General features: G+C 65.6%; 15 protein-coding genes. 14 read left to right on the top strand and 1 reads right to left on the bottom strand.

Going from position 1 to position 19052, the window contains the following annotated elements; all coding sequences use genetic code 11:
- The first annotated feature begins 190 nt into the window (after nt 1-190).
- The 6 genes from ACPDIX_RS07550 to ACPDIX_RS07525 all read left to right on the top strand — a co-directional run bounded on the left by ACPDIX_RS07550 (nt 191) and on the right by ACPDIX_RS07525 (nt 7277).
- Nucleotides 191-967: a tetratricopeptide repeat protein gene (locus tag ACPDIX_RS07550; protein WP_423431170.1), complete on the top strand. Its 777-nt coding sequence runs from the start codon at nt 191-193 to the stop codon at nt 965-967.
- A gap of 10 nt (nt 968-977) precedes the next feature.
- The gene (locus tag ACPDIX_RS07545) at nt 978-1340 is read left to right on the top strand and encodes a tetratricopeptide repeat protein (protein WP_423431169.1); all 363 of its coding nucleotides are present in this window, start codon (nt 978-980) and stop codon (nt 1338-1340) included.
- A gap of 1244 nt (nt 1341-2584) precedes the next feature.
- Nucleotides 2585-3415 (top strand): glucosamine-6-phosphate deaminase, encoded by an 831-nt coding sequence (locus ACPDIX_RS07540; RefSeq protein ID WP_423431168.1) that lies wholly within the window; start codon nt 2585-2587, stop codon nt 3413-3415.
- A gap of 1027 nt (nt 3416-4442) precedes the next feature.
- Entirely contained in the window at nt 4443-5264 is an 822-nt protein-coding gene (locus ACPDIX_RS07535; RefSeq protein ID WP_423431167.1) for a prepilin-type N-terminal cleavage/methylation domain-containing protein, read from the top strand.
- Entirely contained in the window at nt 5234-6025 is a 792-nt protein-coding gene (locus tag ACPDIX_RS07530; protein WP_423431166.1) for a GtrA family protein, read from the top strand. The genes ACPDIX_RS07535 and ACPDIX_RS07530 overlap by 31 nt, the downstream gene beginning before the upstream one ends.
- Entirely contained in the window at nt 6015-7277 is a 1263-nt protein-coding gene (locus tag ACPDIX_RS07525; RefSeq protein ID WP_423431165.1) for a mannosyltransferase family protein, read from the top strand. The genes ACPDIX_RS07530 and ACPDIX_RS07525 overlap by 11 nt, the downstream gene beginning before the upstream one ends.
- Before the next feature lie 79 nt (nt 7278-7356).
- Here ACPDIX_RS07525 and ACPDIX_RS07520 read toward each other — a convergent pair whose 3' ends face one another.
- The gene (locus ACPDIX_RS07520) at nt 7357-8274 is read right to left on the bottom strand and encodes a helix-turn-helix domain-containing protein (protein WP_423431164.1); all 918 of its coding nucleotides are present in this window, start codon (nt 8272-8274) and stop codon (nt 7357-7359) included.
- A gap of 119 nt (nt 8275-8393) precedes the next feature.
- Here ACPDIX_RS07520 and ACPDIX_RS07515 point away from each other — a divergent pair, with 119 nt between their 5' ends.
- The 8 genes from ACPDIX_RS07515 to ACPDIX_RS07480 all read left to right on the top strand — a co-directional run bounded on the left by ACPDIX_RS07515 (nt 8394) and on the right by ACPDIX_RS07480 (nt 18965).
- Nucleotides 8394-9989 (top strand): nucleoside hydrolase-like domain-containing protein, encoded by a 1596-nt coding sequence (locus ACPDIX_RS07515; RefSeq protein WP_423431163.1) that lies wholly within the window; start codon nt 8394-8396, stop codon nt 9987-9989.
- Nucleotides 9990-10015: 26 nt separating this feature from the next.
- Nucleotides 10016-11422, top strand: a complete 1407-nt coding sequence (locus ACPDIX_RS07510) for a nucleoside hydrolase-like domain-containing protein (RefSeq protein WP_423431180.1) — start codon at nt 10016-10018, stop codon at nt 11420-11422.
- A gap of 73 nt (nt 11423-11495) precedes the next feature.
- Nucleotides 11496-12929 (top strand): L-fucose/L-arabinose isomerase family protein, encoded by a 1434-nt coding sequence (locus ACPDIX_RS07505; protein WP_423431162.1) that lies wholly within the window; start codon nt 11496-11498, stop codon nt 12927-12929.
- Nucleotides 12930-12990: 61 nt separating this feature from the next.
- Nucleotides 12991-14370, top strand: coding sequence for a pectate lyase (locus tag ACPDIX_RS07500; protein WP_423431161.1), 1380 nt, complete (start codon nt 12991-12993; stop codon nt 14368-14370).
- A gap of 100 nt (nt 14371-14470) precedes the next feature.
- The gene (locus tag ACPDIX_RS07495) at nt 14471-15310 is read left to right on the top strand and encodes a transketolase (RefSeq protein ID WP_423431160.1); all 840 of its coding nucleotides are present in this window, start codon (nt 14471-14473) and stop codon (nt 15308-15310) included.
- Nucleotides 15311-15341: 31 nt separating this feature from the next.
- On the top strand, nt 15342-16370 hold the full coding sequence (locus ACPDIX_RS07490) for a transketolase family protein (RefSeq protein ID WP_423431159.1): 1029 nt from the start codon (nt 15342-15344) through the stop codon (nt 16368-16370).
- Between the two features lie 13 nt (nt 16371-16383).
- Nucleotides 16384-17865 (top strand): FGGY family carbohydrate kinase, encoded by a 1482-nt coding sequence (locus ACPDIX_RS07485; RefSeq protein WP_423431158.1) that lies wholly within the window; start codon nt 16384-16386, stop codon nt 17863-17865.
- Nucleotides 17866-17984: 119 nt separating this feature from the next.
- Entirely contained in the window at nt 17985-18965 is a 981-nt protein-coding gene (locus tag ACPDIX_RS07480) for a D-ribose ABC transporter substrate-binding protein (protein WP_423431157.1), read from the top strand.
- Nucleotides 18966-19052: the final 87 nt, after the last annotated feature.

Genomic DNA, 19052 nt, shown 5'->3' with positions numbered 1-19052 from the left:
ACGGCCCACACCTGCCGGATTGCCCGGTGCGTGAGCTAAGGCACGGAGAGGGAAAAGACATGAGATGGGGTCCAGGCGGTTGTCCGGGGTGCGGAGGGGTTGCCTGCTTGCAAGCACGGGTGGCGGAGGCCGCCCGGAGAGGCGGGCTTTTCATCGGTTGGGCGCGAACACGGAAGCAGAAGGGAACACGATGCAGCACCGTTCATCCGACGCGGGTATCGAGTGGGACGACCTGAACGAGCTGATCATTTCAGCGCAGCAGGCCGGCAATTATGACATGGCGATCGAGCTGGCCCGCAGGGCCCTGAAGATTGCCGAAAGAAACGCCGGGCCTGACCACCCCGACGTGGCCACGAGCCTGCAGAATCTGGCCGTGCTCTACCAGGAGGTGGGGGAACGGGACAAAGCCGCGCCGCTGCTCGAGCGCGCGCTGGCCATTCTGAAGAGGGCGTTGGGGCCTGACCATCCAGAAGTGGGGGAGGTCCTGAGGAGCCTTGGCGAAGTCTACCAGGATCTGGGCCAGAATGCCCGGGCCGAGCCGTTTTTCAAACAGGCACTGGAGATCCTGGAGAGGAGACGAGGTGCGGACCATCCCGAGGTGATGTCGCTCCTGATCAGTCTCGGCACGCTGTACTTCATGGAGCGGGAGAACGGCAAAGCCGAGTCGCTGCTGCAGCGAGCACTGGCGATCGCGGAGAAGGTGTTCGGGTTCGACCATCCCCGGGTGGCCGCAATCCTCGTGAACCTGGGGGGGCTCTACCAGACCCAGGGCGCCTACAACAAGGCGGAGGCGGTGTTCAAGCGGGCATTGGCCATCACAGAAAGCAAGCTGGGTCCTGACCAGCCCGAGGTCGTCGCAATCCTGCACAACCTGGCCCTGCTCCACCAGGCTCAACGCCAGTTTGACCAGGCCGAGCACCTCTGCAAGCGCGCGGTGGCGATCGGGGAAAAGGCGTGGGGGGCCTGATCATCCTGACGTGGCCACGAGCCTGAACAACCTGGCGATCCTCTACAAGACCTTGGGCCGGTACACCGAGGCTGAACCGCTGTTGAAGCGCGTGGTGGCGATCATGGAACAGGCACTCGGTTCCCGGCATCCCAACGTGGCCATGGCTCAGCAAAACCTGGCCGATCTGTACTGCGCGCAGGGACGCTACGCCCAAGCCGAGCCACTTTACAGGCGCGCGCTGGCGGTCCGGGAGAAGACGCTGGGCCCGGGCCATCCATCGGTGGCCAGGGTTTTGGAGAGTCTGGCAGCCATGTATCGTGCGTCGAACCGAATCGCCGAGGCCGAGCAGATCGAAAGGCGTTTTGCGGCCGCTCGCGGCAGGAAACGGTGATTCGGCCGGTCAAACAAACGAGCGAGAGCTCACGCTTGATGGCAAGGCTCGACAAACGCTGTTGGCAGTCTTCCTGCGCCCCTCGGCGGGCAATGAGGAGGCCGCACCGAGTGTTGGACGGCGCGAAAGGTTCGGGACCCGGAATCTGTCTCCGAGCCTTGCCCTGTAAGTCACTGCGTTCGGATTCCGGAATGTCTGCGCGATGCTGAGGTTGCCGGGCCCGCACTCAGAGTGGCAACAGGAAGAGGCGAAGGCGGCTGTCTGAACTTGCGGCTGCCGGAATTTGCAGCATGCATCCGCTTGCGCTTGGGCCGGAGAGCCGCGGGTCAGCCATGCGAGGCTGGGAACCCCTCCGGTGCGGCCTCAGCCGCATGCCTGACGGAGCAGCAAAAAGGCACAAACCATCTGCTGGCACGCGGGAAACGCCCGTCGGGCACAAGCCCCTCCACTCCACAACTTCCCGGACTGCTGCATCCGGGCCGCCATTCGTTCCACCACACAAGCCCGGCGATACCGTGGTCAACCGCCCGTTTTGCGTCCGGTTCTTCAGCCGGAGACAGGGCCACTGGGGCACAATCCGCTCCCTGCCTCGCACCGCAAACGTCCGATCCCGCACATCACCATGTATGGGTCTCCCGCCGACTGTTGCGGAGCTTTGTGCGGCAGAGGGGAACCAACCGATCTGTGTGCCCGGGTGGGCTCGCCCGGTCTGGCCGGGCAATTCCGGCCGGGAATGGGCAGCCCCCGGTGAATCCGGCATCATCGCGAGCGGGCGCCCTTTGCCCGGCCTCGTGGTTCCGAAGCCATCCGCGCCGCCCCGGGCTGGACAGAACCCCGCAGCCGGGAAGCTCGTGCAGAGCCAATCCTGACGGCGCTACCCGAGGAGCCGGCCGGCCTTGTGAAAAGAGGCTTGAGAACTCCTTTCCGGGCCAGGCAGTGGAAGAGGCGGTGAAGGGCACTTTTCGAACCGGACTTTCGCGGCAGAGCGTTTCATCTGGCGCCGGTTTTCAAGAGTCGGGAGATCCCGGCCGCGGCCGGCGCTTGGCGGGAGGCGGGTTGGCGCCCGTGATCGGCGTTGAAGATCCCGGGGTATGTGTATCCGCACCGACCTGACCGTGCACCCGGACCGTTTCACACCACTGCATGGTTCGCGGTCAGTCGGCGCTACCACGCTTTCTGGGTTGGGGTGTACCCTTCCCATGGCGTGCGCGGCCGGATGAAGCGTGGATCGGGAGGATGAAGCCATGAAAGAGGGAGAGACGGATGCCATCCAGCCGGGTTGTGAACCGGGATCGGTGCCCCGGCCGGTACGGTGTTTTCGTGTGGACGCGCTGGAGGTGCGTGTATACGGGGACCCGGGTGCGTTGGCTGCGGGTGCGGCCGTTGAGGCTGCGTCGGTCTTGAGGCAGGCGGTGGAAGCCCGGGGATGGGCCCGCGTGATCTTTGCCTGTGCTGCCTCGCAGATCCGGTTTTTGGAGGCTTTGAGCGGGCGTGGGGAGGTGGACTGGTCCCGGGTGGAGGTATTTCACATGGACGAATACCTCGGGTTGAGCGCGGCGCACCCGGCGAGTTTCCGGCGATTTTTGCGGGAGCGGTTGGTGGAGAAGGTGCGGCCGGGTCGGGTGCAGGAGCTGCGTGGGGATGCGCCGGAGCCGTTGAAGGAGGTTCGGCGGTACGAGGCGCTGTTGAAGGAGGCGCCGGTGGACCTGTGCTGTCTGGGCATAGGTGAGAATGGTCACCTGGCCTTCAACGATCCCGGCGTGGCGGATTTCGAGGATCCGGACCTGGTGAAGCTGGTGGCGCTGGAGGAGTCGAGTCGGCGACAGCAGGTGGGCGAGGGGTGGTTTCCCCACGTGGAGGCTGTGCCGCGGTATGCGTACACGTTGACGATTCCGGCCTTGTGCAGTGCGCGCCGGTTGCTGGCGGTGGTCCCGGAGCGGCGTAAGGCGGAGGCTGTGGCCCGGGCATTAACGGGCCCGATCCACCCCGCGTGTCCGGCTTCGATCCTGCGGCGGCATGGAGGTGCCACGCTCTTTCTGGACCTGGAGTCGGCGGCCCTCGTGGTGTCGGACTGAGCGCGGGCAAACTCCAGAGCCCGGGCGTAGCTGGCACGCCCCGGCCGACGGTCAGGGCGGCGGTTGCCAGGCATGCCCGCGCGTCAGCGGCAGTTGAAGTTGCGGCGGTGGGCGTCTGTCACCCGATGATCGCCGGGCCGGGCATGTGATGCCGCGGCACCGAAAGACCGCGGGATCGTCCCACGCAAAAAAAATCACTGTTGGTCAAAGTGGCAGGATGTTTTGCGCGGGAACGAAGTGCAGGTGCAAGGAGTGGTGTTCCGAACCGCACAGCAGAGCGGGCGGAAAAGGGTCTTGGGACATTTCGCCCAAACCTGCGACGGTTGTTGGAAGAATGAACGATCTGCGAGAACAGGCACGGCATCTCGCACGCGCGGCCCGGTCTGCTGGGCGAGTGCCATTCGTCGGAGTAGAAACGGGTGACAGCCGTTGAGTTGTACAGTGTTACATGCCGGGGCATGAAAGGAGGTTCACCGCGCGACGTGGGAAGCGCGGTCAGGTGCCGCTGGTCGTGATCCCGGCAGGCGCGTGACACGGGGCAGGCGGGTTGCCGCGTCGGCCGCCCGGGTTGAGTGGGGTGCCTGACCGTGCTGATGCTCCGTCGCGGTGTGCCCACCCAGGGCAGATGGTGATGTGCACTTGGTGAGAGTGGTTGCTGTCATGACGGTTGACCTGCGTGGCGAGGGTTGGAGATTTGGCCGGGTCAAGTGGGTGGACGACGAAACGCGTGAACCTTCGGAGCGGGATGTGCGTTCCACTTGTGGCGGGCGGGTTGGCGGAATGGTTGAAGGGGCAGGCCATGGTGGCTGTGATAGACGCATTCGAAGGTGGGGTTCGGCCGGTCAAGTGCTCCAGGTTCGTGCCGGTGGGCTTCGATGGGAATCTGCCGGTTCGAGACGCTCGTGGCTTGGGGTGCCTGGCGCTCTTACTGAGGGCTGCGTCGCCGCCGGGTGCGGTTGGGACCGCGGGCAGGTGGCCGGCCCGGGCTGGGTTGACCGGTGTGGGCGGTGGGGCTAAACATTTGGTGATGATCCCGGGCAGCCAAGGTCGTCCTGAGGGGTATCGGACCGGTGGCTTCACGCTCATGGAGCTGCTGGTGGTGATCGGGATCATCGGGATCCTGGCTGCGTTGTTGTTTCCCGCCTTGTCGGCCGCGCGGGCACGGGCTCGGACGGCGCAATGCGCGTCGAATCTCCGGCAGTTCGGCATGGCGCTGCTTCTTTATGCACAGGATCACAATGACCGGGTTCCGCCGAACGCCGACGGGGACTGGGATACGCCGGGCGAGAAGTGGGTGAAAGGTTGGCTGGGTTTGCCCGGGCCGGACTGCACCAACACGGCCTATCTCCGACAAAGTTTGCTGGCGCCATACCTGGGCGGGGAGGTGGCGATCTGGCAATGTCCGGAGGCGCGTGACCCGGTGCCGTTGGGGCCGGTGCCGCTGCCGCGAGTCCGGACGGTATCGTTGAACTGTTTTGTGGGCAGTTCGATCGTCAGTCCTGCGGCCACGACGTACCGCAAGATCAGCGAGATGACTCTGCCGCCGCCTTCGCAGTTCCTGACCTTCGTGGATGAACGGGTGGAGACGATCAACGACGGGAGTTTTGCCCTGCAATGGGATTTTGTGCGGGATCGGCCGGGCGGATGGGTTTTGCGGGACAAGCCGGGTGTGCGGCATCGGCGGGGGGCGAACCTGGTGTTTTTGGACGGGCATGTGGAGCGGCATGTCTGGCAGGATCAACGGACGTTGAATCCGCCGCGGGATGACGCGCCGATGCCGGGAAATCCGGACATTCTGTGGATGCAGGAACGGGCCACATGGCGGCCCCGGCAGGGGACGGGCCGGTGAACAGGAAAGCGGGCACGAATTCCTGTGCCGACGGCCCGGCAAGCCGGGAGGGCGTCTGCCGGGAGGGCGTCCATTCAGGCCGTGCCGGCCAGGGGACTGCGATCGGAGCGGGTGCGGGTGGCTCCGGGAAGAGGGGAGGCTGGCACGTGGAGCCGGGAAGCGCTGGCGGGCCGGCGCTTTGCCGTGCATGCACCAACCGGGCATGGGCCAGGCTGTTCGGCCGGTATGTCCGATTCTGCGCGGTGGGGATGACCGGGATGGCGCTGGACATGTCGCTTCTGCATGTGATGGCCTCGCCGTCGTGCCTGGGCTGGAACCTGAGCCTGAGCAAGACCCTGGCTGCAGAGGCGGCGTTGTTGAACAATTTTGTTTGGAACGAAGTGTGGACCTTCCGCGACCTTGCCGAGCGGGGGGATCGGCGGGCGAACGGAACTGCGGTTCGGGCAGGGGCGGAGGGTGGTGCGGCCGCGTGGCGTGTTTGGAGGGGCAGGCTGCGGCGGCTGATCCGGTTCAACGTGATTTGCCTTGCGGGGATCGGGCTGAGCGTGCTTTTGCTGAACCTGCAGGTGCACGGTCTGGGATGGAATGTGTATCTCTCGAATTTCAACGCGATCGTGTTGGTGAGCGTCTGGAACTTCTGGATGAACCTGAGATTCGGCTGGGGTGGTGGAATGGGGACGTTGCGGCCCATGGACCCGTTGCGGGTGGCGGTCCACACGGAGAAAAGGGAAGACGATCCTCCTGTGCAACATGAGGCGTGAGCAGACGACGCGACCCTCCGCCGCCGGCGGGGACCGGTCTTATGAACCGGGGCGATGGATGCGGGTGGTGCGGACGGTCTTGCTGGTCAAGCTGGCGTACGCGGCGGTGGTGGCGTTCATGGTGTTCGAGGGGGAAGCGAGTTTCGAGCGGGAGACGGCGCGGGCGATTTTGCGGGGTTGGTTTCCCCGGGGTTGGCAGGAGGAAGGACGGGGTCGGTGGGAACGGCATTTTGCGACCTGGGACGCGGAACATTACCTCTATCTGAGCGCGGAGGGTTACAACCCGGACGCGCGATCCATTGCGTTTTATCCGCTGTGGCCGTTGCTGGTGCGGCTGACGGGCGCGCTGACGGGGTGGAACCATGTGGTGGTGGGGCTGGCGTTGGCCAACCTCTTCTCGGCGGGGGCTTGGTGTCTGTTTCATCGTGTGGCGGCCCGGCGCTGGGGGGAACGGGTGGCCGACGTGGCGTTGGCGACGCTGGTGGCGTTTCCGGGGTCGTTGTTTTTCCAGTTCATTTACAGCGAGTCGTTGTTTTTTCTGCTGCTCATGGTGCTTTGGTGGGGTTTGGAGCGGCATCGCTTCGGGGCGGCATGGGTGGCGGCGTATCTGGCGCCTTTGGCGCGCGGGGTGGGGGTGTTTGGAGTCGTTCCGCTGGCGTGGCAGGCGGTGTTTCACATGCGGGGCCGATGGCTGCCCCGGTGGCGCTGGTGGCGGGAGGAGCAGGAACGGGTGACCGCCGGCGGCAGTGGGTGGGGTGGGAAGGCCTGGGGGTTGGTGTTGGCACCGGTGCTGGGGTGGGGGACGTACCTGGGCCTGATGAAGTTGTGGACCGGCAACGCCTTTGCCGGCGTGGAAGCGCAGAAATACTGGGGGGTTCATGCCATCTGGCACTTGTGGGATCTGCGGGGCTTTTGGGAAAGCCTGTTCGATGTGCGGTCGTGGCACGAGTTCCACAGTTCACTGCTGGACCGCGTGGGATTCCTGCTGCTGGTGTACAGTTTGCCCGTACAGTGGTTCATGGGCCGGGACCTGTGGGCCTGGACGGCGATGCTGGGCGTGGTGCCGGCGCTGAGCGGACGATTCGTGTCCTACATCCGATTCGAATCCTGTACGTTTCCGTTGTTCGTGGCTTTGGGCGGGGTTTTGTGTTTGTTCAGGCGTTCGTGGCCGGCGGTCGTTTGGGTGATGCTGAACCTGGCGGTGCACCTCCATTTGCTGTGGAGGTTTCTGAACTATCGGTGGGCGGGGTGAGAGCGGAGGGTTGCGGCCGAGATTTGGTGTCTCCGAGGAGAGCGGTGAGCGGAGGAGCGCGGCCGGTGGACGACGCCGGTCAGCGGCCTGCCCGGGGTTGGGCGGCGGAGGCTCGATGGGGCTGCGCCAGTCGGGCAGTTGAACTGCGGGTGCTCCGGCCGCGGGCTTCGCGTGGGGGTTGATGGGCTTTTCGATATTCGCGCGGTGTGCAGCCGCAGAGTTTTTTGAAGACCTCGTTGAAACGGCTGAGGCTCTGGAACCCGGCGGCGAGGGCCACTTCCAGGATGGGAAGGTCCGTGGTGACGAGCAGGCGCTGGGCGTGGCAGAGGCGGTGGCGCGTGATGAATTCGGTCATGGTGGTGCCGAAGGCGCGGCGGAAGAGAGTCATGGCGTAGTTGGGGTGGAGTCCGTGGGCGGAGGCGATGCGTGAGGCGGTGAGGGGTTCCTGGTAGTGCCGCGCGATGTAGCAGGCGAGCTGGTCGGCGCGAGAGAGGGCCGGGTCGGGACAGGAGGCCGGAGGGCGTTGTGAAATCCTTCGGGCCAGACGGAGCAGGCGGGCCTGGATTTCGAGTCGAACGGCGCGTTCGACCGGGGGATCCGGTTGCCGGCATTCACGCTCCCACTGTTGGAATTTCAAGGGGTCGGTGGGTTCCGAGCCCGGCTCGAGCATCAATTCGCCCTCGAGGAGCCGGTGGATGAACTCGGGCGGGAGGCCCATGGCAAGGAATTCACCCAGGGGCACCGTGACCACGAAATAGGGGTGATGCCCTTCGAAGGCGACGATCTGATGGGGAATGGCCGCCCAGAAGATGGCCAGACGACCCGCCGGAATGGTGACGCGCCGGCCGCCCAGCAGGTAGGTGAGCGAACCCGATCGCAACCAGTTGAGTTCCACCTCGCTGTGTTTGTCTGGTCGCGGCATGCAGGCTGGCATCCAGAGTTCGCAGGTAAAACCGTACGGGAGGAACTCGGGCCGCCGGGTGTCGAACTGTTTCACGGACCTTAGGATTCCGGGAGAACCGCGCGCTTTCAAGGGAGAAGCCTCGACGTCATTCGGCTAGCGTGAAGAGGGAAGCACGGGCCCTGCGAGGGCGCCGGAGGCGAACAGGGGTGAGCATGGGAACCCTGGCCCGAGTTCGAATCTACCCGAGGGATGGTGGCGGTCGGTTGGAGGACCGGCGCGGGGGTGGTGTTTGCCTGCGGGCGGCCGTGTTGGGTGTGGTCGCGTGGACCATGCTGGCGGCGGGGTGTTTGGTGGCGGGGGAGCAACGGCCGGCCGGCGGCGGTGCCCTGGATGGTGTCCGGCACCGTGTGGTGGTGAGCACGGACGTCGGGGGAACGGATCCGGACGATTTCCAGTCGCTGGTGTACTTGCTGGTATACCTGGACGTGCTGGATCTGGAGGGGTTGATCTCGTCGCCCTACGGTCCGGGGCGGAAGGACCACCTGTTGGAGGTGATCGAAGCCTACGAACGGGACTATCCGCGTTTGCGGAGTTGGTCGGAGCGTTACCCTGCGCCGGAGGCGCTGCGGGCGCTGGCGAAGCAGGGGGCGACCGAACCGGCGCCGTACACCAGGTACCGGTCGTCCACCGAGGGATCCGAATGGATTGTGCATTGCGCGCGGCGTGCCGATCCGCGGCCGCTCCACGTGCTGGTGTGGGGAGGATTGGAAGATCTGGCCCAGGCGCTCCACGATGCACCGGACATCCTGCCGCGGCTGCGGGTGTACTTCATCGGCGGACCGAACAAGAAGTGGAGTCCGGACGCTTATCAGTATCTGGTGAGCCACCATCCGGAGCTTTGGTTCATCGAGGCCAACGCGACGTATCGCGGCTGGTTCACCGGTGGAAACCAGTCGGACCCGTGGGGGAACGACTCATTTCCGCGTCGGTACGTGGCCGGACACGGTGCGCTGGGGGAGTTGTTCATGCGGAAGTTGCCGACGTTGAAGATGGGCGATGCGCCCTCGGTGGGTTGGTTGTTGCGGGGGAACCCGGAGGAACCGTGGCGGCCCGGGTGGGGCGGCCGGTTTGTTCGTGCCTGGCGGCGGCCCCATTTGCAGCTGGACCGGTTGCCGACGGAGGCGGATCGATTGGAGGTCTTCGGTATTCTGGAGCTGGCACTGAAGGTGGACGAGGGGGACAAGGCCGCGGCGGAGACGACCCTTCATGTGGAGAACCAGGCGCTGAGGTTCACGCTGCTGGACGACGGGACGTTGCGGGTGCGGTTTTCACCGAAGGCGGTTGGGGTCTACCGGTTCGTGGTGGAGAGTCGTTCGCGCAATTGGGACGGGCGCACCGGCGCGCTCACCGTGGTGCCGGCCGGGCCGGATGCGGCTCGCCAGCCGGACCCGCGGCTGCCCCATTGGTGGACGGACGATCCCGCGCCCGAATGGGCCGAGGGGGGTCACGCGGGCGCTCGAACGGTGAGCCGGTGGCGGGAGGATTACCTGCGGGATTTTGCCGACCGGATGCGGCGCTGTCGGATGCGGGCGCCCCGGGCCAGGGGCCGGGCGCAGCGTTCGAGCCCGCGCGGAAGGCGGCGTGGGCCGGATCCGTGCGGAGCGGGGACGGTCGCTCCTGGCAACTGCCGGCCCGGCCGTCCGTTGACGACACGGGCGATTTCGGGGCGAGAACGGGCCGGTCCGGCGACCGGTTCCTTGCCAAACAGCATGAACAGGGAGAAACGGAACAGGGAGAAACGGCAATGAGGATGCACAGGGTCTGCCTGTGGGTGATGGTCTGCCTGGGCGCGGTGGTCTGCGCGCGGGCTGCCGGGTCGGAAGAGAAGGTGCGTCTGTTTGTCCTGACAGACATCGAGAACGAGCCGGACGACGCCCAGTCCATGGTGCGGCTGATGGTCTATGCGAATCAGTTCGACATCGAAGGGTTGGTGGCGACGACTTCCGTGCACCAGCGGAATCGGACGGCGGCCTGGCGGATCCGGGAAATCATCGAGGCATACGGCCAGGTCCGGGACAACCTGATGCAGCACGAGCCGGGTTGGCCGACGAAGGAACAGTTGCTCAGTGTGGTGCGTGAAGGTCTGCCGGTGTACGGCATGCAGGGCGTGGGAGAGGGCAAAGACTCGCCCGGATCCGAACTGTTGATTGCCGCGGTGGACAGGCCGGATCCGCGTCCGTTGTGGGTGACGGTCTGGGGCGGACCCAATGTGCTGGCACAGGCGCTGTGGAAGGTGCGGGCGACCCGTTCGCCCGGGGAGGTGGCGCGGTTCGTGTTCAAGCTGCGGGTTTACACCATCTCCGATCAGGACGATTCGGGTCCGTGGATCCGGCGGAACTTTCCGGATCTGTTTTACATCGTGAGCCCGGGATTTCATCCCGGTGGTGCTTATCATTATGCCACCTGGAGCGGCATCAGCGGCGACAAGTTTCACGGCCGTTTCACCGGTGCGGACTTTTCGCTGGTGGACAATCCGTGGCTGGACCGGAACATCCGCAGCAAGGGCCCGCTGGGGGCGAAGTATCCGCGCACGGAGTACCTCATGGAGGGTGACACACCGAGTTTTTTGGGGCTGATCCGGAACGGACTCAACGTGCCGGAGCGACCCGACTGGGGCGGCTGGGGCGGCCGCTACGAGCTCTACACGCCGCGCAAGCAGAAATGGCACCTGGAGGCCGAGACCCGTCCGATCTGGACCGATGCCATGGATGAGGTCAAGGGCGTGGACGGCAACTGGCACACCAGCAACCACGCCACGATCTGGCGGTGGCGCTCGGCGTATCAGAACGATTTCGCCGCCCGCATGGACTGGACGGTCCGATCGTACAAGGAGGCGAACCATCCGCCGGTGCCGCGCCTGGGCCATCCGGATCGCCTGGTGGCACGTCGGGGCGAGCGGGTGGATCTGAGTGCCGAAGGGACGACGGACCCGGACGGCGACGCGGTGTCGTACGAGTGGTTTTACTATCCCGAACCGGGGACGTTCACGGTCTCCAGTGCGGTGAGCGGGCAGCCCGTGGAGATTCGCAATTTTGATCAGCCACGCGCCTGGTTTGTGGTGCCCACGCGGCGGGTGATGCCGCCGGGCACGGGCACCATGCACATCATCCTGGCGGTGACGGATCATGGTGAACCGAGGCTGACGCGCTACAAACGGGTGATCGTGGAGGTGCGGGAGTGAACGGAACGGGATCGGGCGGGGTGCCCGGACGATGGTTCCTCCGACGGTTTCCACAAGACATGAGAAAGGAAACATGAAAGGGATCCAGAAGACGCCGGTGTTGGGCGTGATCTATGGAAACCGGGATTTTTTCCCGGATCAGTTGGTGACCGAGGCGCGGGCCGACCTGGCCCGGCTGTTTGAAGAGATGGGGATCCGGGCCGTTCAGTTGGGCGACCAGGACACCAAACTGGGCGGCGTGGAGACGCATGCGGATGCGCGCAAATGTGCGGAATTGTTTCGAAGGCACCGCGACGAGATCGACGGCGTGCTGGTTTGCCTGCCGAATTTCGGCGATGAAAAGGGCGTTCTGGACGCACTGCGACTGTCCGGACTGGACGTTCCGGTGTTGATCCAGGCGTATCCGGATCGTCCGGACGAACTGTCGCCGGCCCGGCGCCGCGACGCATTTTGCGGCAAGATCTCCGTCTGCAACAACCTCGTGCAGGCCGGCATCCGCTTCAGTCTCACACGCTCCCACGTGGTGCATCCGCTCTCGGCCGGGTTCCGCCGGGATCTCCAGGTTTTTCTGGCTGTGTGCCGGGTGGTGAACGGGCTGCGCGGGCTGCGGCTGGGGGCCGTGGGCGCGCGGCCGGGTGCGTTCAACACCGTGCGGTATTCTGAAAAGATCCTCGAACGACACGGCATCTCGGTGACCACGGTGGACCTGTCGGAGGTGCTGGGGGCCGCCGGGAAACTGGACGCCCGGCATCCGGCGGTGGTGGCCAAGCTGGACGAAATCCGGTCCTACGCACCCGCGCCCGGTGTGCCGGAGGAGAAGTTGGTCCAGATGGCGAAGCTGGGTGTGGTCCTGGCCGACTGGATGAACACTCATCACCTGCAGGCCACGGCGATTCAATGCTGGACCTCGCTGCAACGGCATTACGGGTGCAATGTCTGCACGCTCATGAGCATGATGAGCGAGCGGTTCCTGCCCAGTGCCTGCGAGGTGGACATCACAGGGGCGCTGACCATGTATGCCATGCAACTGGCCAGCGGCACGCCGGCCGCACTGGTGGACTGGAACAACAACTACGGCGATGACCCGGAAAAGTGCGTGTTGTTCCACTGCGGCAACTGGGCCAAGAGCTTCCTGCCGGACATCCGCATCGCGAACGCACCGATTCTGGGCAGCATCCTTGGTGTGGAGAACACCTACGGTGCGCTGGAGGGCCGGACGCCGGCCGGTCCGCTGACCTACGGCCGGATCACCTCGGCAGACGCGGAGGGCCGGCTGCGTTGTTACGTGGGCGAGGGCGAGCTGACCAACGATGAACTGCAGACCTTCGGCAATCGGGCGGTGGCGCGGGTGCCGCGGTTGCAGGAGGTGCTCCGTTTCGTCTGTCGGAACGGGTTCGAACATCATGTGGTGATGACCTGTTCCCGCACCGCCTCGGTCCTGGCTGAGGCCTGGGGCAACTACCTGGGCTGGGACGTGACCGTTTTCCAAGCCGATGGCATGCCGTAAGCGAGCAGATCGAAAGCCGGCACCGGGTTTGCGTGCGGAGGGACGGCGCCGCCCCGGAACGATGCTGGCACTGGGGTTGGGTTTCGTGTTCGGGGCCCTGTCTCTTGGGGCGGTGGTCCCTGCCTTTCCCGGTGCCGAAGGGTTTGGTGCCCGGGCAACCGGCGGCCGGGGTGGCCGCGTCCTTGCAGTGACGAATCTGGAGGACTCGGGTCCGGGCAGTCTGCGCGCCGCGATCGAAGCCGAAGGTCCGCGGATCGTGGTGTTTCGAGTTTCGGGCACGATCGAGTTGCGGTCCCCGTTGGTGGTGAGGAACGGAAACCTCACGCTGGCGGGACAGACGGCGCCCGGAGATGGGATTTGTCTCAAGAATTATCCGATGGAACTGGCGGGGGCGACGAACGTGATCATTCGCTATTTGCGGTTCCGACCCGGTGCGGCTTCGGGGCGTGGGGTGGACGCCCTGGGTGGACGCAGGGGATGGGACGTGATCGTGGACCACTGTTCGATGAGTTGGAGCGTGGACGAGTGTGTCTCGATCTACAGCGCGATCGGCGGTCTGACGGTGCAATGGTGCATCATCAGCGAGAGCTTGTACGCCTCCGTGCACGCGAAAGGACACCACGGTTTCGGCGGGATCTGGGGTGGTCAGGGTGCCTCCTGGCATCACAATCTGCTGGCCCACCATTCGAGTCGGAACCCCCGGGTGGTCGGCCGGGCGAACGGTCCACAGTTGGTGGATTTGCGGAACAATGTGATTTACAACTGGGGTTACAACAGTTGTTACGGCGGCGACGGCGATGTGCAGGTCAATCTGGTCAACTGTTTGTACAAACCGGGACCCGCCACGCGACCTAGCGTGCGGGCCCGGGTGGCCCAGCCCTCGTTGGGCCACCGGTCGCACAACTGGTGGATCGCCGGCAACCGGGTGATCGGTGCGCCGGAAGTTTCGGAGGACAACTGGCTCGGGGTTCATCCCGAACCGGGTGTGTCGGCGGTACAGTTGAAGGCTTTCCGACCGTTCGCGGTTGCGTCGGTGACGACCCATTCTGCCGAGGAGGCGTTCGAGCGGGTCCTGCGGCATGCAGGTGCCAGCCTGCCGCTACGGGACGCCGTGGATGCGCGCATCGTTGGGGAGGTGCGGACCGGCACGGCCCGTTTCGGCGGTGCTTACGGGGCCGGCCTGGGTATCATTGACGATCCGGGCGCGGCGGGCGGCTGGCCGGACCTCCGGAGTGCGCGCGCGCCGGCCGATGCGGACGGCGACGGGATGCCCGACGAGTGGGAGGTCCGGCACGGACTGAATCCGCACGATTCCTCCGACGGTCCGGCCGACCGCGACGGGGACGGTTACACCAACGTGGAAGAGTACCTCAACGGCACGGACCCCACAGAGTACGTGGATTACACCAGACCGGAGAATCATGGAGACGTGTGGGATTGACAGGAAGCCGACCGAGGCCGGCGACGGCGGTCAAGGGGCCGGGTCGGGCGGCGGTGCCGGGTGCGGATCCGGCCCGGACGACCGGAGTTGCCGAGGGGAGATGACCGATCGCGAACTGGCTTTGAAGGGGATTGCGCTGCGGCGGAAACTGCTGCAGGTGATCCATGACGCCGGGGCGGGGCACACCGGCGGAGGGCTTTCCTGCCTGGACATCCTGATTGTGCTGTATCATCGCGTCCTGAATGTCCGTCCGGAGGCGGTGGACGATCCGAATCGCGACCGGTATGTCCAGAGCAAGGGACATTCGGTGGAGGCGCTTTACTGTGTGCTGGCGGATCGGGGGTTCTTTCCCGAGTCGGACCTCGGGACGCTGTGCCGGTATCGTTCGCCGTACGTGGGGCATCCCACGCGGCACGTCCGGGGGATCGAGATGAACACGGGGGCGCTGGGCCACGGATTGTCCATATGCGTGGGTATGGCCCTGGCCGCCCGGCTGCAGGAGGCGCCGTATCGCGTGTTCACGTTGTTGGGTGACGGCGAACTGGCCGAAGGCTCGGTCTGGGAGGCGGCCATGGCGGCGGCGCATTACCGCCTGGACAATCTGGTGGCCATCCTCGACCACAACCGCCTGCAGATCACCGGGCCCACCCGGGAGGTCATGTGCAACGAGCCGTTGGAGGACAAATGGCGGGCGTTTGGTTGGACGGTCCGGCGCGTGGACGGACACGACTACGCCGCGCTGACCCGTGCGCTGACGGACCCGCCCGTGACCGGGCGGCCCACCTTTGTGCTGGCGGACACCGTGAAGGGGAAGGGCGTCAGTTTCATGGAAGACGTGGCGCGCTGGCATCACGGCGTGCCATCGGACGAGGAACTGGCGCGGGCATTGGCGGAACTGGACGCGGCGGAGCAGCGCCTGCGGGGGGAAGTGCCCGCATGAGAAAAAACGGCAAGGGTTCTCGGGAAGTCGCATGAGCGCACCTGCAACTCCGATGTTGAGCGAGGCGGCCCGGGCCAGGGCCGCACGGCTCGGCCTGCGGCCGGGCCGGCCGAACCTGGAGGAGTTCGCCGCGACGCTGGAGGAACTGGCGCGGGCCAATCCGCGCATCGTGGCGTTGACGAGCGACTCGCGTGGTTCGGGGAAACTGGGGCCGTTCGGCAAGGCGCTGCCCCGGCAGTTGATCGAAGTGGGCATTGCCGAGCAGAACCTGGTGGGGATCGCCGCCGGACTGGCCGCCTGCGGGATGAAACCCTTCGCCGTGTCACCGAGCTGCTTTTTGACCGCGCGGGCGTTGGAGCAGATCAAGAACGACGTGTGTTACTCCGATGTGCCGGTGGTGTTGGTGGGGATCAGCGCCGGGGTGAGTTACGGGGCGTTGGGGTCCACGCATCACTCGTTGCACGATCTGGCCGCTTTGCGGGCCATTCACAACGTGACGATCGTGGTCCCTGCGGACAATTTCGAGACGCGCGAGGCCGTCCGGGCGGCTGCGCGAGCGGAGAAGCCTTTCTTTCTGCGTTTCGGCAAGGCGCCGATGTACGATTTGCATCCGGCGGGGACACGTTTCGAAGTGGGCCGGGCGATCTGCCTGCGGGAAGGGAGGGACATGGCCTTCCTGGCCACCGGCGAGACGGTGGTCCATGCCCTGTTGGCCGCCGCGTTGTTGGAAGAGGAGGGGATTCAAGCGCGGGTGCTGTCCCTGCACACGGTCAAGCCGCTGGATGTGGAGTCGGTGTTGCGGGCGGGACGGGAATGCGGCTGCTTGATCACCGTGGAGGAACACATGGTTCACGGCGGGCTGGCCGAGGCTTGTGCGGCGGTGCTGCTGCAGGCCGGTGTGGCCAAACCGTTCCGCGTGGTGGGCATCCCTGATGAGGAGACGGTCACCGGATCACAGGCCGACATTTTCCGGCATTACGGGATCAGCATGGAAGGACTGGCACAAACCGCCCGGGAACTGCTGGGCGTGGCGCGACCCGCCGCGGCGGTTGGGGTCTGAACCGGAACGGATCATGGCATACGTACTGGCAATTGATCAGAGCACCTCGGCCACCAAGGCACTGCTTTACGACGAGCAGGGTCGCTGTCTGGACAAGGCGTCGCGGGAACACCGCCAGCACTACCCGCGACCCGGCTGGGTGGAGCACGATCCGGAGGAGATCTGGCAGAACGTCCTCGAGGTGGTGCGGGAACTGGTGACGCGACAGGGCGAACGGTTTGGGGAGGTGGTCTGCCTGAGTCTCGCCAACCAGCGGGAGACGGTGTTGGTGTTCGAGCGGCGGACCGGTCGGCCGCTGTATCCGGCTATTGTGTGGCAGTGTCGTCGGGGCAGTCCGATTTGCCGGGAACTGGAGGCGGCGGGCCACGGGTCGCTCGTAACGGAGCGGACCGGCCTGCGGCTGGACACGTATTTCTCGGCCCCGAAACTGAAGTGGCTGGTTCACGACCGGCCGGATCTTGCCGCCAGACTGCGCAGCGGCGATGCGGTCGTGGGTACGGTGGACGCCTTCCTGATCCACCGGCTCACGGGCGGACGGGTGTTCGCCACGGACCCGACCAATGCGTGCCGGACGTTGCTGTACGACATCGGGCGGCTGGGTTGGGATGAGGAACTGTGTGCATTGTTCGAGGTGCCGCCGGGCGCATTACCCGAGGTTCGGGAAAGCCGGGACCGGTTTGGCGAGACCACCTGCGAAGGGCTGTTGCCGCGGTCGGTCCCGATCTGCGGCGTGATGGGCGATTCGCAGGCCTCGCTGTTTGCGCAGCGGTGTTACGAGCCCGGCATGGCGAAGATCACCCTGGGCAGCGGTTCGTCCGTGCTGCTGAACATCGGCCGGCAGTTGCGCCTGATTTCCGGGGGATCGGTGACCACACTGGCGTGGGTGCTGGAGGGGCGGCCGACGTACTGCCTGGAGGGGATCATCAACTTTTCGGCCGCCACCATCGCCTGGCTGCGCGACCAGCTCGGGCTGATCCGGGACGCCCGTGAGGCTGAAACCCTGGCTGCGAGCGTGCCTGACAACGGCGGTGTTTATTTGGTGCCGGCCTTTGCCGGGCTGAGTGCTCCGTACTGGCGCCCGGAGGCGCGGGCGGCCATCGTGGGGTTGACGGCCCATGCGACCCGTCAGCGCGTGGTTCGGGCGGCGGAGGAATCCATCGCCTACCAGTTGAGGGACGTGCTGGAGATGATGCGATCCGAATCGGGCGTGCCGTTGCGGTGTGTGCGGGCCGACGGCGGGCCCACGCGCGACCGGTTTCTCATGCAGTTCATCGCTGACATGCTGGGCACGGAGATCGAGGTTTCGCCCGTGGCGGACGGCTCGGCCCTGGGGGCCGCGATGGCCGGGCTGTTGGGCATGGGGGTGTACAACGACCTTTCTCAACTGGCGCGCCTGTCCTTGGAGACCGGTCGTTTTGTTCCGCAGATGCCTGCGGAGGCGGTGGAACGTCTGGTGGCGGGTTGGAAAGATGCGGTGCGCCGCGTACTGACATGAGGCTTTGGACGGATCCAAACAGCCCGGAGACCGGCACGCGCGGGATCACGGCCGCGCCCCTGCCGGTGGGCCGGGTGTTTCCAGTTGAACCCAACGGTGAACCTGGCGTGAGACGATCTATGAAACGCAACCCCGTTCCTCGGGCCATCCTGTGGGCATGGTTGTTCGGCTTGCTGGCCTGTGGGCTGACGGCCTGCAAACCGGGCTCGGCACCTTCGGGTGAGACCGCCACCGGACCCAAACGGGTGGCCGTCGTGATTTCGACGTTGAACAATCCCTGGTTTGTCGTGCTGGCGGAGACGGCACGCGACCGCCTCCGCGAGCGGGGTTATGAGGCCACGATTTTCGATTCCCAGAACGACCCCGCCAAGGAGGCGGCTCATTTCGAGAACATCATCGCCTCCGGCTACGCGGCCATCCTGTTCAACCCCACCGACGCCGACGGTTCCATCGCCAACGTACGCAAGGCAAAGGATGCCGGCATACCGGTGTTCTGCATGGACCGCGAGATCAACGCCACGGACGCGGCGGTCTGCCAGATCCTGTCCGACAACTATTCCGGCGCGGTCGCCATCGGGCAGTACTTCGTCAAGGTCGTCGGCAAGGAAGGGAAATATGTGGAGCTGCTCGGGCTGGTGGGTGACAACAACACGTGGAACCGGTCGAAGGGATTCCACAGTGTGGTGGACCGGTATCCGGGGTTGAAGATGGTGGCTCAACAAAGCGCGGATTTCGACCGCGCCCGCGCCCTGGAGGTGATGGAGGCGATCCTGCAGGCGCATCCGGACATTGACGCCGTGTTCTGCGGCAACGACGCCATGGCCATGGGCGCCTATCAGGCGCTGGCCGCGGCGGGCAAGGCTGACAAGGTCAAGGTGTTCGGATTCGACGGCGCGGAAGATGTGGTGCGCCTGATCGCCGAGGGCAGGATCGCCGCCACGGGCATGCAATTCCCCAAGGTCATGGCCCGCACGGCGGCCGAGTACGCCGACCAGTACCTCAAGGGCAGGCGCGACTTTCCCCAAAAGGTCCCGGTGGCGGTCGAACTGGTCACGCCCGAGAACGTGCACCTGTACCAGGGATACGGCCGGAAAGAATGACGCACGCGGCAACACCGGGCAGGGCGACCGTGGTACCCGGACCGGACGGGTGCGGGCCCGGCCGGACCGCGCCCGGCGCAACGTCTG

Origin of the sequence: Limisphaera sp. 4302-co, from assembly GCF_049537155.1 — a bacterium.
In the GTDB taxonomy this organism is placed as follows: Bacteria; Verrucomicrobiota; Verrucomicrobiia; order Limisphaerales; family Limisphaeraceae; genus Limisphaera.
The sequence above is the reverse complement of the archived record's forward strand: the minus strand, read 5'-3'. Positions and strand labels throughout refer to the sequence as shown.